The 22,045-nt window shown below is 62.8% G+C and carries 18 protein-coding genes; 2 read left to right on the top strand and 16 right to left on the bottom strand.

The window, feature by feature from the left end; all coding sequences use genetic code 11:
- Window positions 1-6: 6 nt before the first annotated feature.
- From PQR67_RS25315 to PQR67_RS25330, 4 genes are all read right to left on the bottom strand, one after another.
- On the bottom strand, window positions 7-1,818 hold the full coding sequence (locus PQR67_RS25315; protein WP_408465260.1) for a cobaltochelatase CobT-related protein: 1,812 nt from the start codon (window positions 1,816-1,818) through the stop codon (window positions 7-9).
- A complete protein-coding gene (locus PQR67_RS25320; protein WP_408465262.1) occupies window positions 1,815-2,807 on the bottom strand; it encodes an AAA family ATPase in 993 nt (330 codons plus the stop codon). Before PQR67_RS25320 ends, PQR67_RS25315 begins: the two co-directional genes overlap by 4 nt.
- 144 nt (window positions 2,808-2,951) lie before the next feature.
- A complete protein-coding gene (locus PQR67_RS25325; protein ID WP_028200018.1) occupies window positions 2,952-4,256 on the bottom strand; it encodes an MFS transporter in 1,305 nt (434 codons plus the stop codon).
- A 233-nt stretch (window positions 4,257-4,489) separates the two neighbouring features.
- Window positions 4,490-6,151: a GMC family oxidoreductase gene (locus PQR67_RS25330; RefSeq protein WP_408465265.1), complete on the bottom strand. Its 1,662-nt coding sequence runs from the start codon at window positions 6,149-6,151 to the stop codon at window positions 4,490-4,492.
- Window positions 6,152-6,373: 222 nt separating this feature from the next.
- Between PQR67_RS25330 and PQR67_RS25335 the strand changes: the two genes are divergently transcribed.
- Window positions 6,374-7,210, top strand: coding sequence for an IclR family transcriptional regulator (locus PQR67_RS25335; protein ID WP_408465267.1), 837 nt, complete (start codon window positions 6,374-6,376; stop codon window positions 7,208-7,210).
- 111 nt (window positions 7,211-7,321) lie between these two features.
- Here PQR67_RS25335 and PQR67_RS25340 read toward each other — a convergent pair whose 3' ends face one another.
- The 9 genes from PQR67_RS25340 to PQR67_RS25380 all read right to left on the bottom strand — a co-directional run bounded on the left by PQR67_RS25340 (window position 7,322) and on the right by PQR67_RS25380 (window position 18,055).
- Window positions 7,322-8,749: an amino acid permease gene (locus tag PQR67_RS25340; protein WP_408465269.1), complete on the bottom strand. Its 1,428-nt coding sequence runs from the start codon at window positions 8,747-8,749 to the stop codon at window positions 7,322-7,324.
- Between the two features lie 268 nt (window positions 8,750-9,017).
- Window positions 9,018-10,433 (bottom strand): NAD(P)/FAD-dependent oxidoreductase, encoded by a 1,416-nt coding sequence (locus PQR67_RS25345; RefSeq protein WP_408465271.1) that lies wholly within the window; start codon window positions 10,431-10,433, stop codon window positions 9,018-9,020.
- 20 nt (window positions 10,434-10,453) lie between these two features.
- A complete protein-coding gene (locus tag PQR67_RS25350) occupies window positions 10,454-10,858 on the bottom strand; it encodes a nuclear transport factor 2 family protein (RefSeq protein WP_408465273.1) in 405 nt (134 codons plus the stop codon).
- A gap of 261 nt (window positions 10,859-11,119) precedes the next feature.
- Window positions 11,120-12,115, bottom strand: coding sequence for a CobW family GTP-binding protein (locus tag PQR67_RS25355; RefSeq protein WP_408465275.1), 996 nt, complete (start codon window positions 12,113-12,115; stop codon window positions 11,120-11,122).
- Window positions 12,112-13,767 (bottom strand): amidohydrolase, encoded by a 1,656-nt coding sequence (locus PQR67_RS25360; RefSeq protein ID WP_408465277.1) that lies wholly within the window; start codon window positions 13,765-13,767, stop codon window positions 12,112-12,114. Before PQR67_RS25360 ends, PQR67_RS25355 begins: the two co-directional genes overlap by 4 nt.
- 38 nt (window positions 13,768-13,805) lie before the next feature.
- Window positions 13,806-15,191, bottom strand: a complete 1,386-nt coding sequence (locus PQR67_RS25365) for a sodium:solute symporter family protein (RefSeq protein WP_408465279.1) — start codon at window positions 15,189-15,191, stop codon at window positions 13,806-13,808.
- 18 nt (window positions 15,192-15,209) lie between these two features.
- Window positions 15,210-15,419 carry a DUF3311 domain-containing protein gene (locus PQR67_RS25370; protein ID WP_172170407.1) on the bottom strand — a complete coding sequence of 70 codons (210 nt, stop codon included), beginning with the start codon at window positions 15,417-15,419 and terminating at the stop codon, window positions 15,210-15,212.
- A gap of 301 nt (window positions 15,420-15,720) precedes the next feature.
- Window positions 15,721-16,452, bottom strand: coding sequence for a sulfite exporter TauE/SafE family protein (locus PQR67_RS25375; protein ID WP_408465281.1), 732 nt, complete (start codon window positions 16,450-16,452; stop codon window positions 15,721-15,723).
- 223 nt (window positions 16,453-16,675) lie between these two features.
- The gene (locus PQR67_RS25380) at window positions 16,676-18,055 is read right to left on the bottom strand and encodes an MFS transporter (protein WP_408465283.1); all 1,380 of its coding nucleotides are present in this window, start codon (window positions 18,053-18,055) and stop codon (window positions 16,676-16,678) included.
- A gap of 200 nt (window positions 18,056-18,255) precedes the next feature.
- Here PQR67_RS25380 and PQR67_RS25385 point away from each other — a divergent pair, with 200 nt between their 5' ends.
- On the top strand, window positions 18,256-18,960 hold the full coding sequence (locus PQR67_RS25385; protein WP_408465285.1) for an ArsR/SmtB family transcription factor: 705 nt from the start codon (window positions 18,256-18,258) through the stop codon (window positions 18,958-18,960).
- 57 nt (window positions 18,961-19,017) lie between these two features.
- Here the strand turns inward: PQR67_RS25385 and PQR67_RS25390 are convergent, their stop codons facing one another.
- From PQR67_RS25390 to PQR67_RS25400, 3 genes are all read right to left on the bottom strand, one after another.
- Window positions 19,018-19,854, bottom strand: a complete 837-nt coding sequence (locus tag PQR67_RS25390) for a quaternary amine ABC transporter ATP-binding protein (protein WP_408465287.1) — start codon at window positions 19,852-19,854, stop codon at window positions 19,018-19,020.
- 12 nt (window positions 19,855-19,866) lie between these two features.
- Entirely contained in the window at window positions 19,867-20,835 is a 969-nt protein-coding gene (locus PQR67_RS25395) for an ABC transporter permease (protein ID WP_408465289.1), read from the bottom strand.
- 112 nt (window positions 20,836-20,947) lie between these two features.
- On the bottom strand, window positions 20,948-21,985 hold the full coding sequence (locus tag PQR67_RS25400; protein ID WP_408465291.1) for an ABC transporter substrate-binding protein: 1,038 nt from the start codon (window positions 21,983-21,985) through the stop codon (window positions 20,948-20,950).
- Between the last annotated feature and the right edge of the window lie 60 nt (window positions 21,986-22,045).

A 22,045-nucleotide genomic window follows, 5' to 3' on the forward strand; every position in this document is an offset into this window, starting at 1 on the left:
GAGCGGCTAGCGCCGGCCGGCCTGCCCCCGCGCACTCATCCACCCCACAATCTGCGCAAACAGCTTCATATCGGGTGGCACGGAGAGATCCACCGCCAGACAACGGCGGTAGTACGGGCTGAGATCGAGCCCGACGCCCAGACCCAGCACCTCCACGTCGTTCAGCGCTTCATGGCGCGCCACGACGGCCTTGAGATGATTGTCGAGATAGAACGCGTCGTTGGCCTGGCCCGTCGCGCTGTCCATCGGACTGCCATCCGAAATCACGATCAGAATCCGCCGCGCCTCAGGACGGGCGAGAAGACGCGCGCAGGCCCAGTCGACCGCTTCGCCATCCACGCCCTCGCGAAACAGCTCCGCCCTGAAAAGCGCGGCAATATCGGCGCGGGCGCGTCGCCAGTTCCGGGCGGCGTCCTTGAACACCAGATGAGACAGTTCGTTGAGCCGGCCCGGATGATGCGCTCGCCCCTGCGCCAGCCAATCGAGCCGGGCCCGGCCGCCGTTCCAGGCGCCGGTGGTGAAACCCAGCACCTCGGTGGTCACGCCCGCCTGGTCGAGCGCGCGCGTGAGGATATCCACCATGGTCGCCACCGGCTCGATATGCGCTTTCATCGAACCCGAGCAGTCGATCAGAAAGCCGACCACGCAGTCGGCCAGGAGCGTATTCCGCTCCAGCCGGAACAGGCGCCGTTCAGCGGGAGAACTCACCAGTTGTGCGAGACGCCGCCCGTCGATACGGCCATGCTCTTCGCCGAACGACCATCCATCGCGTTGCGGTATCGCCAGCGCCACCTTCAGCGCGTGGGCAAGCCGCGCCACGTTGATGCCCTGGGCAGCGACGCGTTCGTCGAGCCGCTCGCGAAACTCGCTGAGCAAGGCCTTGCGTACCAGCGTCCCCGCGAACAGCTCACGGTCGTAGCGCGTCGTATAGGCGCGATAGCCCTGCTCCGACGCCTCCAGCACGCGGCTTTGGCCGGTCAGCGCAACAGCCATGTCCCTGTACTCGTCGTCCTCGACGTCGAACCAGAGCGAGAACGCCGTGCGCGGCGTTTTGCCGTCGCTCTCCTGCGGAACATCCTGTGCATCGTCCAGCGCGTCGGCACGGGCCGCGCGGATCATGTCGGCCACCAGCCTCGCCAGTTCAAGCGCATGGACAGCGAACGCTTCCTGTTCGGCCCGATGCCGGCGCAAGCCCGCCAGCGACACGCCCAGCACCGGCACGATCGCCGCGCGCGTGGCTTCGATCAGGCCCTCGGTCTGTTCGAGCACAGGCCAGCCCGTCAGGCGCGACCACGCAATCTGCGCGACTGTGTACAGCAGAATGCCGAGATGGTCCTCGGCGAGCCCGGAGCGATAGAAAGCCTTCGACCAGGCCTCGAAACGATCGCGCAGGTTCTGCACGAGGCCCGGCATGCCGGGCGGCGTCCGGGTTTCGCAGCGTAACTGCTCGAGCAGTTCGAATACCAGCCGCTCGACGGGATCAGTCGGGCAAAGCCTGCCGTGCAGCGCCGCGTCGGAATGCATGAGCCGCAGAGCCGCGCCATCGGCGGCGCCGCGCAAGGACGCGAAATCGTCCTCCTGCGGGTCGGTGCGCAGATGCGGCGCGTGCAGAGGTAACGGCCGCAGATCGCGGCACAACCGGCCTTCGCGATAGTGCAACGCGGCGTCTCCGGTGAGGGCGCGCACGGCCGCCGCGCAGAGCGCCTCGCGCTGTTCCGCGCGGAGGGTCGCTTGCCGCTGGGTCTGCTGCGGGGTCTCCTGCGAGGTCTCCTGCTGGCTCTGCTGCTGACCTTGGCCCGCCTGCCTGCCCGGCGTCATCGGCGGCTACCCGCTGCGGGTTCTGCAAGGTTGGCGTCGGCCTCGAGTTCAGTGCCAAAGCAGCGCTGGAAATACTCGGCCACGATCGAACGCTCGGCTTCGTCGCACTTGTTCAGGAAGGTCAGGCGAAACGCCATCGCGGGGTCGCGGAAAATCTGGCAGTTCTCCGCCCAGTTGATTACCGTGCGCGGCGACATCAGCGTCGACAGGTCGCCGCTCGCGAAACCTTTGCGGGTGAGTTCAGCTACGCTCACCATCGATTCGATCAGTGCGCGCCCCGCAGCGTCGGCGAGTTCCGGGACGCGCGCGAGCACGATGCCCGCCTCTTCGGCGCGCGGCAGATAGTTGAGCGTGGCCACCACGTTCCAGCGGTCCATCTGCGCATGATTGAGCACCTGCGTGCCGTGATACAGGCCGTTCAGGTTGCCCAGCCCCACCGTGTTGGTCGTGGCGAACATGCGGAAATACGGATGCGGATGAATCACGCGATTCTGGTCGAGCAGCGTGAACTTGCCGTCGCGCTCGAGAATGCGCTGAATCACGAACATCACATCCGGACGCCCCGCGTCGTATTCGTCGAAGATCAGCGCGACCGGGCGCTGCAACGCCCATGGCACGATCCCCTCCTGAAACTCGGTGACCTGCAGATCGTCACGTACCACGATCGCATCTTTGCCGACCAGATCGAGACGGCTGATATGGCCGTCGAGATTGACGCGCACGCATGGCCAGTTGAGGCGGGCCGCAACCTGTTCGATGTGGGTCGACTTCCCCGTGCCGTGCAAACCCTGCACCATCACCCGGCGATCGCGGCTGAAGCCGGCCAGAATCGCCAGCGTCACTTCCGGATTGAAGCGGTAGACCTCGTCGATCTCCGGCACGTGGTCGTCGCGCTCGCTGAAGGCGGGCACCATCAGGCTGGAATCGATGCCGAAAACGGTTCTTACCGCGACCATTCTGTCGGGTTTGCCAGTCACGATATCAGTCACTTCATGCTCCTCCCGACTACGGGATGTTGGTTCGGCGTGGCCGGGCTTGTTTATTTTTCGGCACGTTTTGTTCCGTTTTATTATAAACAGAATGCCGTGCCTCAGGTGGCGCTTGCGTCCACATTCACCCGGCCGGCCTCGCCGTTAACGCACGGTTGCCATTTCATCAAAGGGTTTCGCGCGCCGCTCCATCGCTCGCGCCGCCCACGCCGAGAGCAGTGCCGAGAGAATCACATAGCCGCACACATACCAGGGCTTGCCGCCATCGAGACGCAGCAGCGCCGTCGCAATGATCGGCGTGAGTCCGCTCGCGAAGATGCCCGAGAACTGGTACACGAACGAGATGCCGGTATAACGCACCTCCGGATCGAACAGCTCGGCAAAGAGCGCGGCTTCCGGACCGTAGACCATCGCGTAGAAAATGCCGAACGGAATTACTACGCCAAGCCAGACGGCCAGCGTATTGCCGGCCTGCGTCTCCATCAGCCAGAACGCCGGCAGCACCGAGACGCCGCAAATCAGCGAACCCCAGCGATACACGCGCGCGCGTCCCATCAGGTCCGACATCCTGCCGAAGAAGGGAATGAAGAAGCACATCACCATCGCCGCGATCATGACGCCGGTGAGCGCTTCCGTGCGGCTCATCGAAAGACGTTGCGTGAGGTAGCCGATCATGAACACCGCAAAGATGTTGAAGAACACCCCGTCGATCCAGCGCGCGCCCATGCCGAGCAACACCGAACTGCGATAGCGCGTGAGCATGTCGACAAATGGGATTTTCACATCGCGGCGATTGCGCTTGAGCGCGAGAAACTCGGGCGTCTCCATTACCTTCAGGCGGATGTAGAGACCGAGCACCACGAGCAGCAGCGAAGCCCCGAACGCAACCCGCCAGCCCCATGCAAGGAACGCCGCTTCCGGCAGCAGCCGGGAAATACCCGCGACGATGCCCGACGCGAGGCACAAGCCAATCGACAAGCCGATCTGCGGCAGGCTTGCGTACAGACCGCGCCGGTTCGGCGGCGCATATTCATAGGCCATCAGCACCGCGCCGCCCCATTCCCCGCCGAGCCCGATGCCCTGCAACACGCGCAACGCGAGCAGCAGAATGGGCGCCCAGATGCCGATCTGAGCGAAGGTCGGCACGAAGGCGACGCCCGCCGTCGAAATCCCCATGATGATGAGCGTGCAGATCAATGCGGACTTGCGCCCGACCTTGTCGCCGAAGTGACCGAAGATCACGCCACCGAGCGGCCGCGTGACGAAGCCGACGGCGAACGTGGCGTAGGCCAGCATCGTGGAGACGAGCGGATCGTGAGCGGGAAAGTAAAGCTTGTTGAACACGATGCCCGCCACGACGCCGTACAGAAAAAAGTCATACCATTCGACCGTCGCTCCAATCACGCTCGCGAATGCAACGCGGCGGATAACCCGCTTATCGATTGCCATAGCGTCTCCTCCAATGAACGGCCGCGCGCCGTCCCGGCAACGCAGCACTTTTGAGCCCCGGTCTGTCTCCTCCTCGGGGCACGAATTTCGCCGCCTGCACGCTGCTGTTATCGGCTTCGGATGCAGCGAGTCAGGTCGCGATCGTTTTACTTCCTGCAGCTACTTCGGTTCGGTGCTTTTGGGTCTGCTTTTGGGTCTGCTTTGTCGTCTGCCCTTGCGTCCGCTTTTTTGCGTCAATACTGCGCTTCCATACTCGGCGACTGCACTTGCGCCGCAGGCAGGTCACCCGCGCGCGCATCCTCGAGGATCATGCTGGACGCCTTTTCGGCAACCATCACGATCGGCACGTTGGTATTGCCCGAAACCAGCGTCGGCATGATCGAACAGTCGACCACCCGCAATCCCTGTGTCCCGTACACACGCAATCGTTCGTCGACCACCGCGCCCGGATCGCTCGCGATACCCATCTTCGCGGTGCCCGATGGATGAAAAATCGTCTGGCCATATTCGCGGCAAAATTGCAGCAATTCATCGTCGCTTTGCGCTTCGCGGCCAGGCCGTACTTCGCGCTTCATCAGCGATGCCATCGGTTCCGTGGCGGCGACGCGGCGTGCAAAACGCACGCCCGCGACCGTGGTGCGGCGATCGAGATCGGTCGCCAGATAATTGGGCTGGATCGACGGCGCGTCGCGCATGTCGTTCGTGCGGATTCGCACGTTTCCGCGCGACTCCGGCCGCAACTGGCAAATCGAATAGGTGCAGCCAGGAAACGCGTGGACATCGCCACCGGCGGTGTCGGCCGAGAGCGTGGAGAAGTGGAACTGAATGTCCGGCGTTTTCGCCTCATCCGGCAATGCGCGGCAAAACATGCCGCCCTGATTGATGCCGACGGACAGCGGCCCTTCGCGAAACAACGCCCATTGCAGCCCCATCTTCGCGCGGCCCGTCCAGGAGTGCAGTAAGTCGTTCGTCGTGATCGGCCGCGTGACTTCATAGGTCAGACGTATTTGCAGATGATCCTGCAGATTCTCGCCAACGCCGGCCCGATTGGCGATCACCGGAATACCCAGCTCATTGAGCAATTTCGCCGGTCCAACGCCCGACACCTGCAGCAATTGCGGCGACTGCAATGCGCCTGCTGTCAGCACCACCTCGCGGCGCGCGCGCACTTCGTGAACCGTGCCGTGCTGCACATACCGGATACCCGTCGCACGCGTACCGTCGAAGAGAATCTTCGAGGCCAGCGCGTCGGTCTCGATCTGCAGATTCGGACGCTTGCGGGCGGGCTTCAGGTAGGCGACGGCGGTCGAACACCGCCAGCCACGCCGCGTGGTCAACTGGTAGTAACCGACCCCTTCCTGATCGCCCTGATTGAAATCGTCGACGGTTGGGACACCCAGGCGATTCGACGCGGCGATGAACGCATCCACGAGTTCATGGCGCTGCTTGATCGTGGAAGCCCACAGCGGACCGTCCACGCCACGTGTCGGCGATTCGCCGAGCTCGTTGTGTTCGAGCCGCCGGAAGTAAGGCAGGCACTCCTGCCAGCTCCAGCCACGATTACCGAGCGCGGCCCACTGGTCGTAGTCCTCTTTCTGGCCACGAATGTAGATCAGCCCATTGATGGAGCTGCAGCCGCCCAACGTGCGTCCGCGCGGCCAGTAGAGCTTGCGGTCGTTCATGTTCGGATCCGGGTCGGTGTAAAAGCCCCAGTTGTAGACCGGATGAAACATGGTTTTGCCATAACCGATCGGGATATGGATCCACAAAAAGCGGTCGGGCGGACCGGCCTCGAGCAGGCATACCGAGTAGCGGCCATTCTCGGAAAGACGGTTGGCCAGTACACAGCCCGCCGATCCCGCGCCGACCACCACGTAGTCGAAACTCCGTACCATTGATGACGTCTCCGTGCCAATCTCTTTACTTTTAAAAACGGATCATTTCGTCCCAATTTATTGGATGGGAGTTTCGACTTCAAGAAAATCCGGTTAGGATTGGTTAATCCGGTACGAAAACCAACTTTTTCGTTTCACTATTCAAACTGTCCGCACGCGTTCATCCGGGTTGTCACTGATCCGTTCGGACTGCATTCACCTTCATCCGCCCCGGGAAGGACAATGAGAGACACCCCGCATCTCCCCTCACCCGCTCAAGAGCCCGCCGACGACACCCGCGTGCTGCGCGCGCTCAGCGTGCTGGAACAACTTGCGTCGGCCGGACAACCGTCGTCACTCTCCCAGTTGTCCTCACGTCTGCAGATTCCGAAGGCGACCTTGATGCGTCTGATCGAGTCGCTCGAAGCACGCGGTTACGTCACGCACATGCCGGATTCGCGTGGGGCCGATCGCGCCATTGCGCTCGGGCCGCGCGCCGCCCAGCTCGCCCTGACCACACTCGCGAACAGTACGTTCACCCGGGCGTGCCGTTCGTTGCTGCGCACCCTCGTGGAGTCGCTCGGCGAGACCTGCAATCTCACCGTGCTCGACGGCGATACCGTGCTGTACGTCGAGCGCGTGGAGACCAGCGAACCCTTGCGTCTGCATCTGCAACCGGGCACGCGCGTCCCGCTGCATTGCACCGCCAGCGGCAAGCTGTTTCTTTCGCAGATGGCGCCCGCCGAGCGCGCGCTCGTGATCCGGCGGCTGCCGCTCAAATCGATGACGTACCGCACGCTGACCGATATCGATCTGCTGGAAGCCGAGCTTGACCGCCTCGCCATGCGCGGCATCGGGGTCGACAACGAGGAGTTCGTGCGCGGCATGGTGGCGGTCGCGGTGCCGGTGCGCCACGCCGAGGACGGCCATGTGCTCGCGGCGTTGGCCGTCCATGCCCCCACGGCGCGTGCCAGTCTGGAGGACCTGTTGAAAGCGGTGCCGAAGCTCAAGGAGATCGCGCTGCGCATCGGACCGCTGCTTCAACCGGCCACAGCGGCGGCCGTGGCGGTGTCGAAATAGCGAGGCTGCGCCGCTGACCAAGCCGACCTGCGCCCTGGCAGGTTGCAGCGGCGATCTCGAACGGGTCGCCGCCCCATCGCACATCATCAAACAACGCGCGTCAGACAGGCCTCAATGAGTACGGGGCCGATACTCCACGAATTCCGGTTCGGTCGACACGGCGCCCCTTTTCCGGGCCCGCCATACATACGCCACGAGCAGCACGCCGAGACTCACCACACCGAGCCACAACGGCGTGCGCTGGTCCGGTATGAACGCCATGGCCACCAGAATGCCGATCATGCCGACGATCGCGAAACAGGTCAGATACGGATAGCACCACATCCGCACGCGCAGCATCTCCGGCGCCTCGCGCTCGAGTCGCGCACGCAGCTTCAGTTGCGAAACGGCGATCAGCACGTAGACGAAGATGGCCACCGTGCCGTATGAATTGACAAGAAATGCGAACACCGTGTCCGGCGATACGTAAGACATGACGACCGACACATAGCCGAACAACGTGCCGACCAGGATCGCGCGAACCGGAACGCCGCGGCGATTGACTTTGGCGAGCGCAGCCGGCGCGTCGCCGTGGCGGGTCAGCGCAAACATCATCCGCGACGCCGCGTACAGACCGGAATTGAGCGCGGACAATACCGCCGTCAGCACGATCGCATTCATGACGTTAGCGGCGGCCGGGATGCCCATCGCGTCGAGCGCGCTCACATACGGCGTGGCCATGCCCGGCGAATTCCAGGGCACCAGCGCCACCACGAGCATGATCGAACCGACATAGAAAATCAGCACACGCGTAATCACCGAATTGGTCGCTTTGGCGACCGCCTTGACCGGCTCATGCGCTTCGGCGGCGGCGATCGTGACGATCTCCGCACCGAAGTAAAAACCCGTCGCCGCAACGGCGCCGCTCAACACCGGCCCGATACCCTTCGGCATCAGGCCGCCGTGCGAAAGCAGTGTCGGCATCACCGCCGTGGTGTGCATCGACGCGGGCCACAGACCCAGCACATAGAGCGCGCCGAGGAACAGAAATACGACGATCGCCGCCACCTTGATGGAGGCGAACCAGAACTCGAATTCCCCGTAGCTGCCCACCGAAATCAGATTGGTCGCCGTCAACACGACCAGCAACACCAGACTGATCGCCCACGCCGGCATATCGGGCAGCCAGAACTGCACCAGTTTCGCGCCGGCCACCGCTTCGACGGCCACGACGATGACCCAGAAGTACCAGTACATCCAGCCGGTCAGAAAGCCGGCCAGTTTGCCCGGCCCGCGCTTGCCGGCGAAGGCGAGGCGCGCATATTCGTAGAACGAGCCCACCGCCGGCATGGCACAGGCCATTTCTCCGAGCATGCGCATGACGAGCACGATCAGTCCGCCGGTAATCAGAAACGACAGCACCGCTGCGGGGCCTGCCTGCTGGACCACGACGCCGCTGCCGACAAACAGGCCCGCACCGATCACGCCGCCTAGCGCGATCATGGTCATATGGCGCTCTTTGAGGCCGGTCTTCAGTTCACTTCGATTCGATATTTGCATGTCACCTCCACATCCTGTTGATGCCGGCGCTAGTTGTGCGGGACTGCCTGCGCGCCGATATGCGTATAGGTGCGCGCTTGCGTGCATTCCCGGAACCTGAGCGCCGTCAATTCGGATCGCGCGAGGGCGCGTGGGCGCCTCGCTGCATCGTGTTTATTGTTCTGACTTAACGCACGGACCAGCCTGGCTGCGCAGCCCCGCGCCGCGCACGTATGGCGCGGCGACGGGCGAATGACGTGCCGCGGATCGCGCGGCACGCAGAGCGCGTTCAAGGTTTCTCGTCGCGCCGGAAGTACAACTGATAGAGCATCCGTTGGCCGATGCGACGGAACGGCGCGAACGGATGGCCGGGCAATGGCGAAGTGAAGATCGGCAGCGTCTGCTTCGCCCCTTTACCCGCGATCCGTTCGGCGAGGCGACGCCCCGCCTGCTGCGAATATGACACACCGTTGCCGCCGTAGCCTAGTGCGTAAAACACCGACTGCCTCGGGTCGGGCTGACACACGCGCGGCATCATGTCGTGGCTCACATCCACCCAGCCCCACCATGAATAGTCGATCTGGATACCACGCAACGCCGGAAACTTGCGACCCATTCCTTCAATGAGCAACTCGTAGTGACGCACATTCGGTGCATCCGCGCCGGTGATCGCGCTGCGGCTGCCGATCTGCAGCCGGTTGTCCGGCAGGAAGCGATAGTAGAACCGCAAGGTGCGTGTATCGGTAAGCACCTGCGTCGTTCGAAAATTGCAGGCGGCGATTTCCTGCTGCGTGAGCGGACGCGTCACCATCGAATTCGACAGGATCGGCATGACGCGGCTCGTCAGCGAAGGATGCAGATTCGGCGCCGTGTACGCGCCGGTCGCGATACCCACGGAGCGGGCCCGCACGATGCCGCCCGGCGTGCGCAGATGATGAATGCCGTTCACGGTTTCCCAGCCGGTCACCGGGCTCGACGGATGAACCCGTGCGCCCGCTTCGCGCGCCAGCCTCTGATAGCCGTACGCGAGCTTCAGCGCGTGGATGCCGATGCCTTCGGGTTCGTGCAGCGCGCCGGCCGCCTCGGAATCGTTGACATATTCGCGGCGGAACGTGGCCTGGTCGATCAGTTCGGACGGGTAGCCAAACACGTCTTTCCAGACTTTGGCTTCGGCGGCGAGTTTGGCCATCATGCGCGGCCGGTGCGCAATCAGAAAGTGCCCGCCTGGTTGCGGATCGCAATCGATTTCCGCCACCAGCGACTTGAAGTTGTCGAAGCCTTCCTGGATCTCGTCGTGCATTTTCAGCGCGACGTCTTTACCCCAACGCTCGATCCATTGCGAACGCGACAGACGCCCTGACGCATTCTGCCCTTGGCCACCGTTGCGGCTGCTGCAACCCCAACTGGTTTTGTTGGCCTCGAGCACCACCGCCTTGATGCCATGCTCACGCGCGAGACAGAGTGCCGTCGCGAGCCCCGTATACCCTGCGCCGATGATCGCCACGTCCACGTCGATATCTTTCGTGATCGGACCATCGTCGGGCGGCGGCGTGCCGGCGGTCGCGGCCCAGTACGTGGGGGCGTATTGCTTGCCGTGCCCCGGCCCCGGCGAGACCAGCGGGTCGTAGCGCGGGTCATACTGTGCCGCACCGTCCCGCCCTGCGGACAGACCTTCGCCGACTCGTGTGATGACACTTTGCTCCATGATGAAGCTCCTCGTCGGCGTCAAACGTTCTGCTTCGGACGTTCCTTGCGGAACGCGCGCTTGACCGCAATCAGGCCATCGCGGAACTCGAACAGATCGCAGCCTTCCGCTTCGATGCGCCAGCCTTCCGCGTGCGTGCCCGTGAACAGCCACTCGGACACGCCACGCTCGCCGATAACGTAATGACGTCCGTCGCCCCAATGCGCATCCGGGAAAGTCTTGAAGACCGTTTCGAACGCCGCGCGCACGGCGTCGCGGCCGACGAAACGCGCACCATACACTTCGCTTCCGCCGGCGGCGTCGAACACGCAGTCTTCGGTCATGAAATCCATCAGCGCGTTCGCATCGTGACGATTGAACGCAGCGGAAAATGCGGCGAGTGTGTCCGCGCTGACCTTCGCCGCGGACGTTTCTGTTGTGGCCATTCATGTCTCCTGCTTGGTGAATTAGGTGAAGCACGTGAGGTCGCCTGAGCGGCGATCTGTTAAGGAAAAGTGTAAGTTTGGTGTCGGCGCGACGGTAGGGCCAGTGCGCTGGTTTCGCCTGGTGCAGTGCGTGGTGGGGAAGACGCGGGTTGACTGGCCGCGAACCGCGTTGTCGGATTCAGGCCGTTGGTGTGTTTGGTGTATGGGCTACGGTTCGCGCGATGAGTGCGATGCGCGCGGCACGCTGACGAGAACTGGACGCTAGTTCAGCGCACGCGTGCTTTCGAGGCAACGCTTGATCGCGCGCTCGTCTTCGTCGGTGAAGCGGCCAATCAGAACGAGCGTCGATTCGGCCGCTGCATGACCCGCAAATGGCGTGATGAGAATGCGGCCGCCTGCCACATGAAGTTCTTGCGCCGAGGTCTCCTGATCCAGCCAGACAATACCCTTCGCTCGCAGCAGCGTTGAGGACAGGCTGCGAAGCGCAGCCCTGAGTTTCTTGCTGTCCAGCGCAAAGTCCGACCTGAAGGAAAAACTGCAGATATCCGGATGCAGATTCGAAGCGCCCGCCTTCGTCACACCGATCTCACCCGCGCGACGGCGAGGCGCCACACTCGCGTCGAAGATCAACGCCGGCGGGATCTGTCCATTGACCGACTCGAGCAGGATGGACGTGGTTGCGAGCGCCAACATCGCTTCCGTTACCGTGGTCTTCTCCTGCTCCGTCACGAGGTCGGTCTTGGTGAGCACGAGGGCCGTTGCGCCCGCGATCTGCCGGCGCACAATGTCGCCGACGTACGGGTCGAGCAAGGTTGCGCCGATGCGCTCGGCATCCACCGCAACGATGATCCCAACCAGCCTGAATGCCCGGTCGAGCAGGCCGATCTGCGCGATCTTCACGGGATCGGAAACGCCGCTGGCTTCGATGATCAACAGCTCGGGACGTTCGGGCCGCGCGCCGATTTTCACGAGCGCATCGACGAGACGGCCGCCAATAGAGCAGCAGATGCAGCCGTTCTCCAGATTGATGACATCGTCCGTGCGCTCGCGGATCAGCGCAGCATCGATATTGATATCGCCGAAATCGTTGACCAGCACGGCCACCTTGCGCTGCCCCGCCATCGACAGCACATGGTTGAGCAAGGTGGTTTTTCCCGCTCCCAGATAACCGCCGAGCACCACCAGCGCAATCGGCGCAATTGGCGCAATTAGCGGCCGGACGCTCGACGCGGCGGTGTCCTTCGCAGTGCCGTTCATTTTTCCGGCGACTGGAACACACGGCCGCCCAGCACCGTGCCCCACACTTCGACATCTTTCAGCCGCTCGGCGGCGACCTCGCCCGGGTCCTCCGCCAGCACGGCGAAGTCCGCGAATTTGCCAACCTCGATGCTGCCGATCAGATGGTCCATCTTGAGCGTATAGGCCGCACCCAGCGTGATCGCGCGCAAGGCGTCCGCCACGGGAATGCGCTCGCTCTCGCCGAGCACACGGCCGCTGGCAGTCTTGCGCTGCACCGCGCACCATGCGGTGAACAGCGGGCTCAACTGGGTGATCGGCGCATCCGAATGAAAAGCAAACGGAATGCCCAGACGCCGGGCCGACCCCGCCGCATTCATGCGGTTCGCCCGGTCGGGGCCCATGGTTTGCGCGTAGTGGGCGTCGCCCCAGTAGTAGATGTGGTTGGAGAAAAAGTTGATGCACATGCCGAGTTTCGCCGCACGCGCCAACTGGCTCGCGTCGGCCATCTGACAGTGCTGCAACGTGTGGCGGTGATCGCTGCGCGGACAGGCGTCGAGCATCTTCTCGACGGCGTTCAATACGACCTCGGTGGCCTCGTCGCCGTTGGTGTGAATATGGAGTTGCAGCCCAGCGCGGTGAAACGGCGTGAACACCGCCTCCAACTGGCTGGGCGGAATCAGCCACAATCCGTTCGGCTGGCCGCCGACATAACCCGGCCACTTCAGCCGCGCGGTGAAGCCCTGAATCGATCCATCGACGATGAACTTGACCGGGCCGAACGTCAATTTTTCCGTGCTGTCCCGGATCGCCGACAGCACTTTCTCGACGCCGCCATCGGGGCTTCGCTGTGGCGCAAACGCGGGCACGATCCGGACCGGATACTGCGGATCGGCCGTGACTTCGCGCAGGTTGCGATTGCCCAGCGCCGACAGATCGTTGACCAGGTCCGTCGCCGTGGTCACGCCGGCGAGTTGCGCGACCTTGCCGAAATTCCAGATGGCCGCTGTCTTCTCGCTCGCCGCGATGGAAAGCTGGCTGCCGATCACCTCGTACACGGGGAACATGGCGGCGAATTCCTGCAGTTCGCCGCTCGGCTGGCCGTCTTCACCCTTGTCGATGCCGTCGATGTCGGTGTTCTCATCGATACCGGCAAGCGCCAGCATGGCGGAATTGACGTTCATCAGGTGCACACTCGCGTGCAGCACGACGATGGGCCGGCTGAGCGAAACGGTATCGAGTTCCTTGACCGACAGGCGGCTCGCGCCGAAGAAAATCGGATCGAAGCCCCACGCGAGCAATGGCGCCGCCGCGTCCGTCATCGTGCGTTGCGCATCCGCGAGCCGCGCGATCACCTCGTCCAGCGTTCTGAGCCCTCGCCACAATGTGCCGTCGGGACCGCGCCGGTCGTAGTAGCCGAGATATACGGCGTCCCACATGGCGCCTTCCATCAGATGACAATGCCCTTCGACAAGACCCGGCATCAGCACCTTGTCCTGGAACGTGTCGACGATCTCGACCTCGCCCCAGCGGCTGACTTCCTCCAGATTGCCGACGGAAAGAATTCTGCCGTCGCGCACGGCAACATGCGTGGCATGCGGCTGGGCCGGATTCATCGTCAGAATCTTTCTGGCGACGAAAACAGTGATGGGACCTCGTTCACTCGAATTCATAAATAGATTTTCTCTGATTCAGGATGCAAACCGAACGATCAGGACAGCGCATGAACCGGTTTGCGCTTCCAGCCATGGTTCAATACGGCGGTCACCGCGATATTGATCACGAGACACAGCAGGCCCAGGTTGAATCCACCGAGATCGGCATGAAGCATGTACAGGATGATCGCGAGTATCTGGCCAGTCAGAATACCGGTTGCAATGGCCGCCGGTTTGACGCGCAGCGAAAACAGAATCACCATCACGCCCGGGAAAAACTGGGTCACGCCGTAGTACGCGGTATTGATCAGCGTGAGCATCAGATTCGGCGTCATCAGCGTCATCACGATCGAGACCAGCAGGTAGATCACGATCACTGTTTTCGCGGTGGCTTTCTGCTTGTTCTCGGGCATCTTCGGCAACAGATTGCGCGTCACGATCGGGCCGATGGCAAGACAGATCCCTGTCAGCACTAGCAGACCGGATAGCGAGGCACCCGCTGCAACCAGACCCAACAGCCAGCCCGGCAGCAACCGGATCGCCGCCGCAAAGAATGCCTCATTCGGCGAGCCGAGGTGCAGGTTCTGACTGATCGCATAGTACGAAGCAATCACCAGAAACGGATACATCAGCATGTACAACGGCATCGCCACCTGCGTGCGCCGGATCGTGTTCGGGCTGGTGGCCGTGAAGAAAACCTGCACGGCGAACGGCATCACGTAGAACCCTAACGACTGGAACAGCATGGTGCTCATCGAAAACGTCAGCTGGCTGGCGTTCATACTGTTGCTGACGTGCAAGCTCGCGGTGTGAAAGACTTCCGTGACGCCGGATTGCCACGCGACCGCAATCCCGGTTATCACAATCGCCACGACCATCAGCACGTCTTTCAGAATCGCGATGTACGCCGAGGCCCGCACGCCGGAAATGGCGATGTAGGTAAAGGCCAGTGCCGCGGAGATCAGAATCAGATAGAACGGCTGGAAGTTCCATCCAAGCCCCTTGAACGCAGCAACGAGCCCGGTGAATTGCAATTCCCCCCACGGCAACAGGAACAGAATCGCCGATCCGGCGACGATCAGCTCCAGCGCGCGGCTGCCGAAATGGCCTTTGAACAGGTCGGGCAGCGTAATGGCGTTATAGCGTTTGCCGGCCTCCCAGATCTTCGGTCCGATGAAATAGCCGACGGGATAGGCCAGCAGGATGTAGCCCAGAAACCAGACCCCATACGTGGGCCCTTTGGCGTAGATGCCGCCGGGAAAGCCGACCATCGTGCCAATGCTGTAGATTTCGCCCGCGGCGAGGAAAAAGACCAGATACGCGCCAAACTGACGGGACGCGACAAAGAAGTCATGAACGCTTTGCGCGCCATGCCCTTTTTTGGACCGTATCGCCAGATACAGCGAGAAGAGGATCAAACCGAGAAAGACAACGGTGGACATCCGGGCTCTCCTGCTGCTTCAGTGAGTTTGCGGATCTGCATCGTCCGCGCGACGATCGAACAGCCGCCAGCAAACCTGCAGGCAGAGCGACGTCAGGACGAACCACGCGAAGATCCACGCATAAATGAACGGTACGCCCAGCACGAATCGATCGACTGACGCGACCCAGGGCAGCAGGCCGATCACGCCGATATAGGGGATGCCGATCCCAATCAAGAACTTGAGCATGAAGTCTCCGTCTGCTTTTTTGTAATCCATGAAATCACCTCTGCCGAATCCCCCGGTCATTGGCGGGGCGGACCGGGTGGCGCGGGTCTGCGGCGAGCGGATGCGGCACGACGGTCCTGGCAGACGATTACAATGATTTCAGTATCGGTGGCCGAAAATGCAACTGGCTAGTACCAGCGGCAATAAATCGCCTGGTCCACACGAAAGCGGACCGTGAGCGGACATTGCACCCGCTCATACCCCTGTGGCAAGGTCGTTTTCAGGGGTTTTTTTACGCGCCGTTACATGCCATTGCATGCCGTTAAGTGACCAGGGCGACCAGTCCGGAACACAGCAGCAAAGCGCTCACGAGATGCTCGACCCGGCGCACCGGCACGCGCCGGCCCAGACGCTCCCCTGCGCAGACCCCGAGCACGAACACCGGCACGAGCAGCAGCAGCGAACCGAGCTGAGGCGTGTGAACCTGATGCTCGGCCACAAAAAGGGCCACCACACCCACATAGAGCACCGCGAAATAAGCGAGAAGATTGGCGCGCAGCCCGGCACCGTGGCCGATGCCGTTGAGATAGTAGACGGCCGGCGGACCGCCAATGCCGCCCAGCGCGGTCAGCGCGCCGCTCATTGCGCCCGCTGTGAAGGTCGGCCGCCAGCCGCTATCGTGAAGCCAGCGCCAGCCCCTCATGTGCATCACGGTGGAGGCCAGAACGGCAAGGGCGACGAGCCGGCGCAGCGCCACCGCGTTCTCGCTCGCCATCCACAGGGTCGTGACTGCCGTGCAAGCCATGGCGACCAGCGCGAGGGGGATCACCGTGCGCCAGCGCACCGCGCTGGCCCAACTGCGCACGCCTTGCAGCGAGGTCGCGAAATGGATCAGGACGATCAGCACACCGGCTTCGGGCGCGGGAATCAGTAACCCGAACAACGGCGCCATGACAAGCGCGCCGCCGAACCCGGTCAGACCTTTTGCCATGCCCGCCACCAGGGTCACCAGCGCGAGACATCCCAGTATGGAGGGGGTATCGGCAACATTCATGAGTCGTTCGTTCGCAATAGACGGAGAATCGAAGGTCAAATCGATTGCTACGTTTCGCGCACGACGACAGCTTCAGGAAAGGGCCAGCATGGTCGCAGTATTCCGAACGCCCGCGTAGTGCCAGCGGCGTCCTTTCGATGGTGCCAGCCGTGACTGGCGCACCAGACTCCCCATTCATGAAGCGTGGAGTTCGTTGATGGCCGCGCCTGTTGGTCAGGCCGGCTCAGCAGGCATCGCTACCCGCATAACGCGTCGCCACGGCCAATGCGACACCCCAGACCAGCGCGGCCAGCAGCGACAAGCCGATCGCCAGATAGACGGCCACGCGAATCCCGGTGTCGAGCGGCTGGATCGCGCTCATCAGCGCGCCAAAGATCGCGACGCCAAATGCGGAACCCGTCTGCCGGCTCGCGTTGAGCACACCCGCCGCGACACCGGCACGCGCCTTGTCCACCGCCGCCATCAAGGCAGCGGTCGCTGCCGGTGTAATCACCCCGGCCCCGAAACCGACAGCCGGAAAGCAGAGCGCGATACGCCAATACGGCGCGTTGTCCGCGGGCGCGACGAGTCCGGCGAATCCTAGTGCATACAGCAGGAAGCCGCCGCAAACGAGCCGTTGCGCGCCATACGCCCGGTTTAATGTGCCGGAGGCGAAGCTGCCGATCGTCACCATGACGGTTAACGGCAAAAATGCCAGACCCGTCTGCAACGGCGACCATCCACGAGCGGACTGGAAATACAGACTCAGCAGGAAAAACAAGCCGTAGAACACCAGACCCGAAATCGACGAAGCAAACGCCGAGGCAGAAAACACCGGACTGCGAAAGAAGTGTAAAGGCAGCATCGGCTGTTTGCGTCGGGTCTCGACCAGCACGAACCCAATCCACGCGACGTGTGCAACCACGGGGCCCGCACGTATTGCGCCCGCGTGCCAGCCGAGCTTCGCGCCTTCGATCAACACGGCGACCGACGCGCCGAGCGCCACGATAGCGAGCATCTGACCGGCGATATCCATCGACCTGGGCGCAGCGTCCGGACGGACTGAGTCGACGCGCGTGGTCAGCCACGCGCCGAGCAGTGCGATCGGCACATTCACCAGAAAAATGCTTCGCCAGCCGAACAGATGAATCAGCAGACCACCGGCGAGCGGTCCGGCCGCCATCGCGATGCCGCCGCATCCGGCCCATACGCCGATCGCGCTGGCGCGCTGCCGCGCGACCGGAAAAGCCCGATTGATCAACGTCAGGGAACACGGGACCAGCAAGGCCGCGCCGACGCCCTGCGCGATCCGGGCGGCCACCAGAACCTGCAGATCCGGCGCCAATCCGCATAACGCCGACGCGCAGGCGAATATCAGCAATCCGGCGAGATAGACGGTCTTGGCTCCCACCCGGTCACCCAGTGCGCCACCGCTCAGCAGCAAACCGGCAAAGGTCAGCGTATAGGCGTTGACCACCCATTGCAGGCCGCTGATATCCGAGCGCAAACTGGCGGCAATCGGCTCCAGCGCGACGTTGACGATCGATGTATCGAGTATGACGATGACGTAGCTAAGGCTCGTCGCGATCAATACCCGTTTCTGATATTCACGTTCATTGTTCAAAAGTTCCCGCCCCTGGTGATCGGTTCGCCGTTGACTATAGGGCGCCTCGCACAGAGAATGCTTCGGGCTGTGTCGAAGTATTGGACCGGACAGCCGACCAATCGGGCAACGAGCCAACGCTGGACAAACGAACGGTGTTTCATCCGCCGACAGACATCAGGCATCAAACGCCGCGCATTCATGAAGGACGCTGCAAATCAATGGGCCAGCACAATATTTCGAGCGTTGCGCATCTGATCGCCGAGCCGGTTCGCTCGGTGATGCTGATCACACTGGCCGACGGCAGCGCCATGTCGGCCGGCGCGCTTGCGCGAGCGGCCGGCGTCACCGCACAAACCGCCAGTTCGCACCTCGCCAAGCTCCTCGACGGCGGCTTGCTGAGCGTGGAAAGCAAGGGCCGGCATCGCTATTACCGGCTCGCCGGCGCACACGTTTCGCACATACTTGAAAGCCTCGCGTCGGTCGGGCCGGTCACCCCGGCCTGGCGCAACACGCCGAATCGACCTGCGCAGGCGCTGCGTTTCGCGCGCTGCTGTTACGACCACCTCGCGGGCCAGGTCAGCATCGCGGTGACGCAAAGCATGCTCACGCGGGATTTCATCGTCGAGGCGGGCGAACGCCAATACGCACTCACCGCGTCCGGTTGCGTGTGGCTGCAGCAACTCGGCGTCGATACGAGCGGTCCGGCATTCGACCAGGCCGACCAGGCGCGCCAATGCCTTGACTGGACCGAGCGGCAGTATCACGTCGCGGGACCGTTGGGCGCCCGGTTGATGGACGCCTTCCTTGCGTGGGGCTGGCTGCGCAAGTCGCCCACTGCCCGGTCAGTGACGGTCACAGCGCTCGGCTGGGAAGGACTCAAGCAGCATTTCGACATTACGCGCGAGACGTGCGAGCCTGGCTGATGGCGCTAAATAAGAACGCCAAATAAGCGCACCAGACAAGCACGCTGGACAAGCGCCCTAGGCCGCCTCCGCCGTGCCGCGATCCGAGCGGCGCTCAACAAAACGCCTCACATAATCGTCCGCGGGGCGCGTCAAAATCTCATTCGGCGTTCCCTCCTGCACGAGCTTGCCGTCACGCAAGATCGCAATGCGGTTGCCGATCCGCAGTGCTTCGTCGAGATCGTGCGTGATGAACACGATGGTCTTCTTCAGCGTAGCCTGCAGTTGCAGCAACTGGTCCTGCATTTCCGTGCGAATCAGCGGATCGAGTGCGGAGAACGCTTCGTCCATCAGCAGCACGTCCGTATCCGCGGCTAGCGCGCGGGCGAGCCCAACCCGCTGGCGCATACCGCCGGATAACTCGTCCGGATAGTGTTCGTCGTAGCCGTTCAGGCCCACCTTGCCCAGCCAGACACGGGCTTTCTCATAGGCTTCCGGGCGGCTTTCGCCGCGCACTCGCAGCGCATACGCCGTATTGTCGAGCACGGTCTGATGCGGCAACAGTCCAAAATTCTGGAACACCATGCTGACCTTGTAGCGGCGCAGATTACGCAAACCTTGCGCACCGAGCTTGATGACGTCCGAACCGTCGATCACGATCTCGCCCGAGGTCGGCTCGATCAGCCGGTTGAAATGCCGTACCAGGGTCGACTTTCCCGAACCGGACAGTCCCATGATCACGAAGATCTCGCCCGCGCCGATACTCAGGCTGACGTCGTTCAGACCGACATTGCAACCGGTCTGGGTCAGTACGTCGGCTTTGCCTCTGCCGCTTCGCAACAGGTCGAGCACGCGCGCATGACTTGCCGGCGGCCCGAAGAGCTTGTACACGTGGTTGACTTCAATCGCTGCCATACCGCTCTCCTGTCACTTGGCCGCGCGGGTTTCGAGCCCGCCGCCGGCCGCCGAAGTTTCATCCGTACTCGTGCTGCTCGCACGGTAGGGAATGCGTGAAGCCGCTCTCGCCTTTCTACGCTGCGCGAACAGACGTCGCGCGCGGCGGTCCTGGCCATAGCCCTGGCTGATGCGGTCGATCACGATCGCGAGAATCACGATGGCAATACCGGCCTGCGTTCCCTTGCCCACATCGAGCGTCTGAATGCCGGCCAGCACGTCTTCGCCCAGCCCGCGTGAACCGATCATCGAGGCGATCACGACCATCGAGAGCGCCATCATCGTCGTCTGGTTGATGCCCGCCATGATGCTGGGCCGCGCCAGCGGCATCTGCACGTTCACCAGCAACTGCCAGCGCGTCGTGCCGAAGGCGCGCGCCGCCTCGACCACCTCGCTATCCACATGACGGATGCCGAGATCGGTCAGCCGGATCAGCGGCGGCAGCGCATAGATAATCGTGGCGAGGATCGCCGGCACCTTGCCGAGACCGAACAGCATCAACACCGGAATCAGATAGACGAAGCTGGGCAGCGTTTGCATGACGTCGAGCGTCGGCAACAGCAGGCGCCGAAGCCATGCGCTACGCGAAGTCAGAATACCGAGCGGCACGCCGAGCGTAACCGACAGCACCGTTGCCACGAGCATCAACGCGAGGGTCTGCATCAGCTTTTCCCACAGGCCGAAGCAACCGATCGCATAGAGCAGCAGCATGAAGAAACCGGCAATGCTCAGGCGCCGGGTCGCATTCCAGGTCACCGCGCCGACCGCCAGCAGAATCAGCCACGGCGGCAACGCGCGCAGTGCGCCCTCGAGGGGCACGAGCAGGTAGCGCAGGAGCGCGATGCTGAACTGGTGGAAGCTGTCGCCGTAGCGGGTAACGAACGACTGCACGGCGTCGTTCACCCAATCGGCGATCGAAAGATGCAGAAAAAACGAATTCATGAGTTCTCCTCCACTGCAAGTGGACAGCAGGCTGCACGACACCTGCCGTCCGGCACGAACCCGCTACACCTCAAACCTCGTGCCGTCGAAATCTGCCTGACGTTACCGCCTGTCAGGCGCCAGCAAGTCCAGCCTGCACTTTCGCTGCGACGTCGGCAGGCACCCATTGCTTCCACATCTCCGGATGCTCGCGCAGGAATTGCGTGGCCATGGCTGAGCCGTCGAGTTTCTTCGCGCTCATTTCGAGGATCGTGCTGTTCAGGAAGTCCATCGGAAACCTGACCTTGCCGAGCATCGACATGAGTTGCGGATCGGCGTCGTAGAACGGCGCGGATACGCCCACGGTGACATGCGAGACCATGTACGAAGAGGCGCATTGCGAGGTGCTGCTTTCGTCACGCAAGGTCTTCCAGCACGCGTCGTTATAGGCCGGCATTTTCAGTTCGACGAACCGGTACTTCGCCATCAGCGCGGCCGGTCCCCAGTAATAGAACACGATCGGCGCGCCACGCTGGTACGCGGACGCAATCGCGGCGTCGAGCGCGGCGCCCGTGCCCGGATGAAAATTGGTGTAGCTCGCATCGAGTTTCAGCACCTTCAGCAAGCGCGTGTTGACCCGTTCGCAGTCCCAACCCGTCGGACAATTGAGAAAACGGCCCTTGTCCGGTTCCTCGTCGTCCGCGAATACGCTCTTGTACCTGGGCAGATCGGTCACCGAAACAAGGCCCGCGGCGACCGGCTTGATCCCGCGCGCGGGATCGCCTTTCACCACGTATTCCGGCACGAACCAGCCTTCCTTCGTGCCGCCCGGCAGGGTGTCGCCGACCAGCTTGACGCTGCCCGAGGCCACGGCCTTGGCGGTGATCTCGCTGCGCCCAGTCCATTGTTCGGCCCACACCTGCACGTCGTTGTGCGCGAGCGCGGTTTCGGTGGCGGCCGTGCTGCCGGGCACGACATCCGTCTTGCAGCCGTAGCCCTTCTCCAGAATCTGCCGCAGCACTTCGGTTGCGAAGGAACCGCTTTCCCACGTAATGCCCGCGAAATGCACCGTCTTGCCCTGCGCGCACCAGCTATCGGCAGCATGCGCGCTAACGCCGGTCAAAGCCATGGCGGCGGCGCACAGCACCGCCCGAAGTTGTCTGAATCGCATTGTCGATCACCCTTGTGAGCGTTGAACTGCATTGAGTCGGCATGCGCGGGAAGTTGAACC

Origin of the sequence: Paraburkholderia fungorum (genome assembly GCF_046026025.1) — a bacterium.
GTDB classification, from domain to species: Bacteria; Pseudomonadota; Gammaproteobacteria; order Burkholderiales; family Burkholderiaceae; genus Paraburkholderia; species Paraburkholderia fungorum_E.

Coding starts and splice junctions, on each gene's coding strand:
- PQR67_RS25315 (WP_408465260.1), bottom strand. CDS start 1,818: ATGACGCCGGGCAGGCAGGCGGGCCAAGGTCAGCAGCAGAGCCAGCAG.
- PQR67_RS25325 (WP_028200018.1), bottom strand. CDS start 4,256: ATGGCAATCGATAAGCGGGTTATCCGCCGCGTTGCATTCGCGAGCGTG.
- PQR67_RS25330 (WP_408465265.1), bottom strand. CDS start 6,151: ATGGTACGGAGTTTCGACTACGTGGTGGTCGGCGCGGGATCGGCGGGC.
- PQR67_RS25335 (WP_408465267.1), top strand. CDS start 6,374: ATGAGAGACACCCCGCATCTCCCCTCACCCGCTCAAGAGCCCGCCGAC.
- PQR67_RS25340 (WP_408465269.1), bottom strand. CDS start 8,749: ATGCAAATATCGAATCGAAGTGAACTGAAGACCGGCCTCAAAGAGCGC.
- PQR67_RS25345 (WP_408465271.1), bottom strand. CDS start 10,433: ATGGAGCAAAGTGTCATCACACGAGTCGGCGAAGGTCTGTCCGCAGGG.
- PQR67_RS25350 (WP_408465273.1), bottom strand. CDS start 10,858: ATGGCCACAACAGAAACGTCCGCGGCGAAGGTCAGCGCGGACACACTC.
- PQR67_RS25355 (WP_408465275.1), bottom strand. CDS start 12,115: ATGAACGGCACTGCGAAGGACACCGCCGCGTCGAGCGTCCGGCCGCTA.
- PQR67_RS25360 (WP_408465277.1), bottom strand. CDS start 13,767: ATGAATTCGAGTGAACGAGGTCCCATCACTGTTTTCGTCGCCAGAAAG.
- PQR67_RS25365 (WP_408465279.1), bottom strand. CDS start 15,191: ATGTCCACCGTTGTCTTTCTCGGTTTGATCCTCTTCTCGCTGTATCTG.
- PQR67_RS25370 (WP_172170407.1), bottom strand. CDS start 15,419: ATGCTCAAGTTCTTGATTGGGATCGGCATCCCCTATATCGGCGTGATC.
- PQR67_RS25375 (WP_408465281.1), bottom strand. CDS start 16,452: ATGAATGTTGCCGATACCCCCTCCATACTGGGATGTCTCGCGCTGGTG.
- PQR67_RS25385 (WP_408465285.1), top strand. CDS start 18,256: ATGGGCCAGCACAATATTTCGAGCGTTGCGCATCTGATCGCCGAGCCG.
- PQR67_RS25390 (WP_408465287.1), bottom strand. CDS start 19,854: ATGGCAGCGATTGAAGTCAACCACGTGTACAAGCTCTTCGGGCCGCCG.
- PQR67_RS25395 (WP_408465289.1), bottom strand. CDS start 20,835: ATGAATTCGTTTTTTCTGCATCTTTCGATCGCCGATTGGGTGAACGAC.
- PQR67_RS25400 (WP_408465291.1), bottom strand. CDS start 21,985: ATGCGATTCAGACAACTTCGGGCGGTGCTGTGCGCCGCCGCCATGGCT.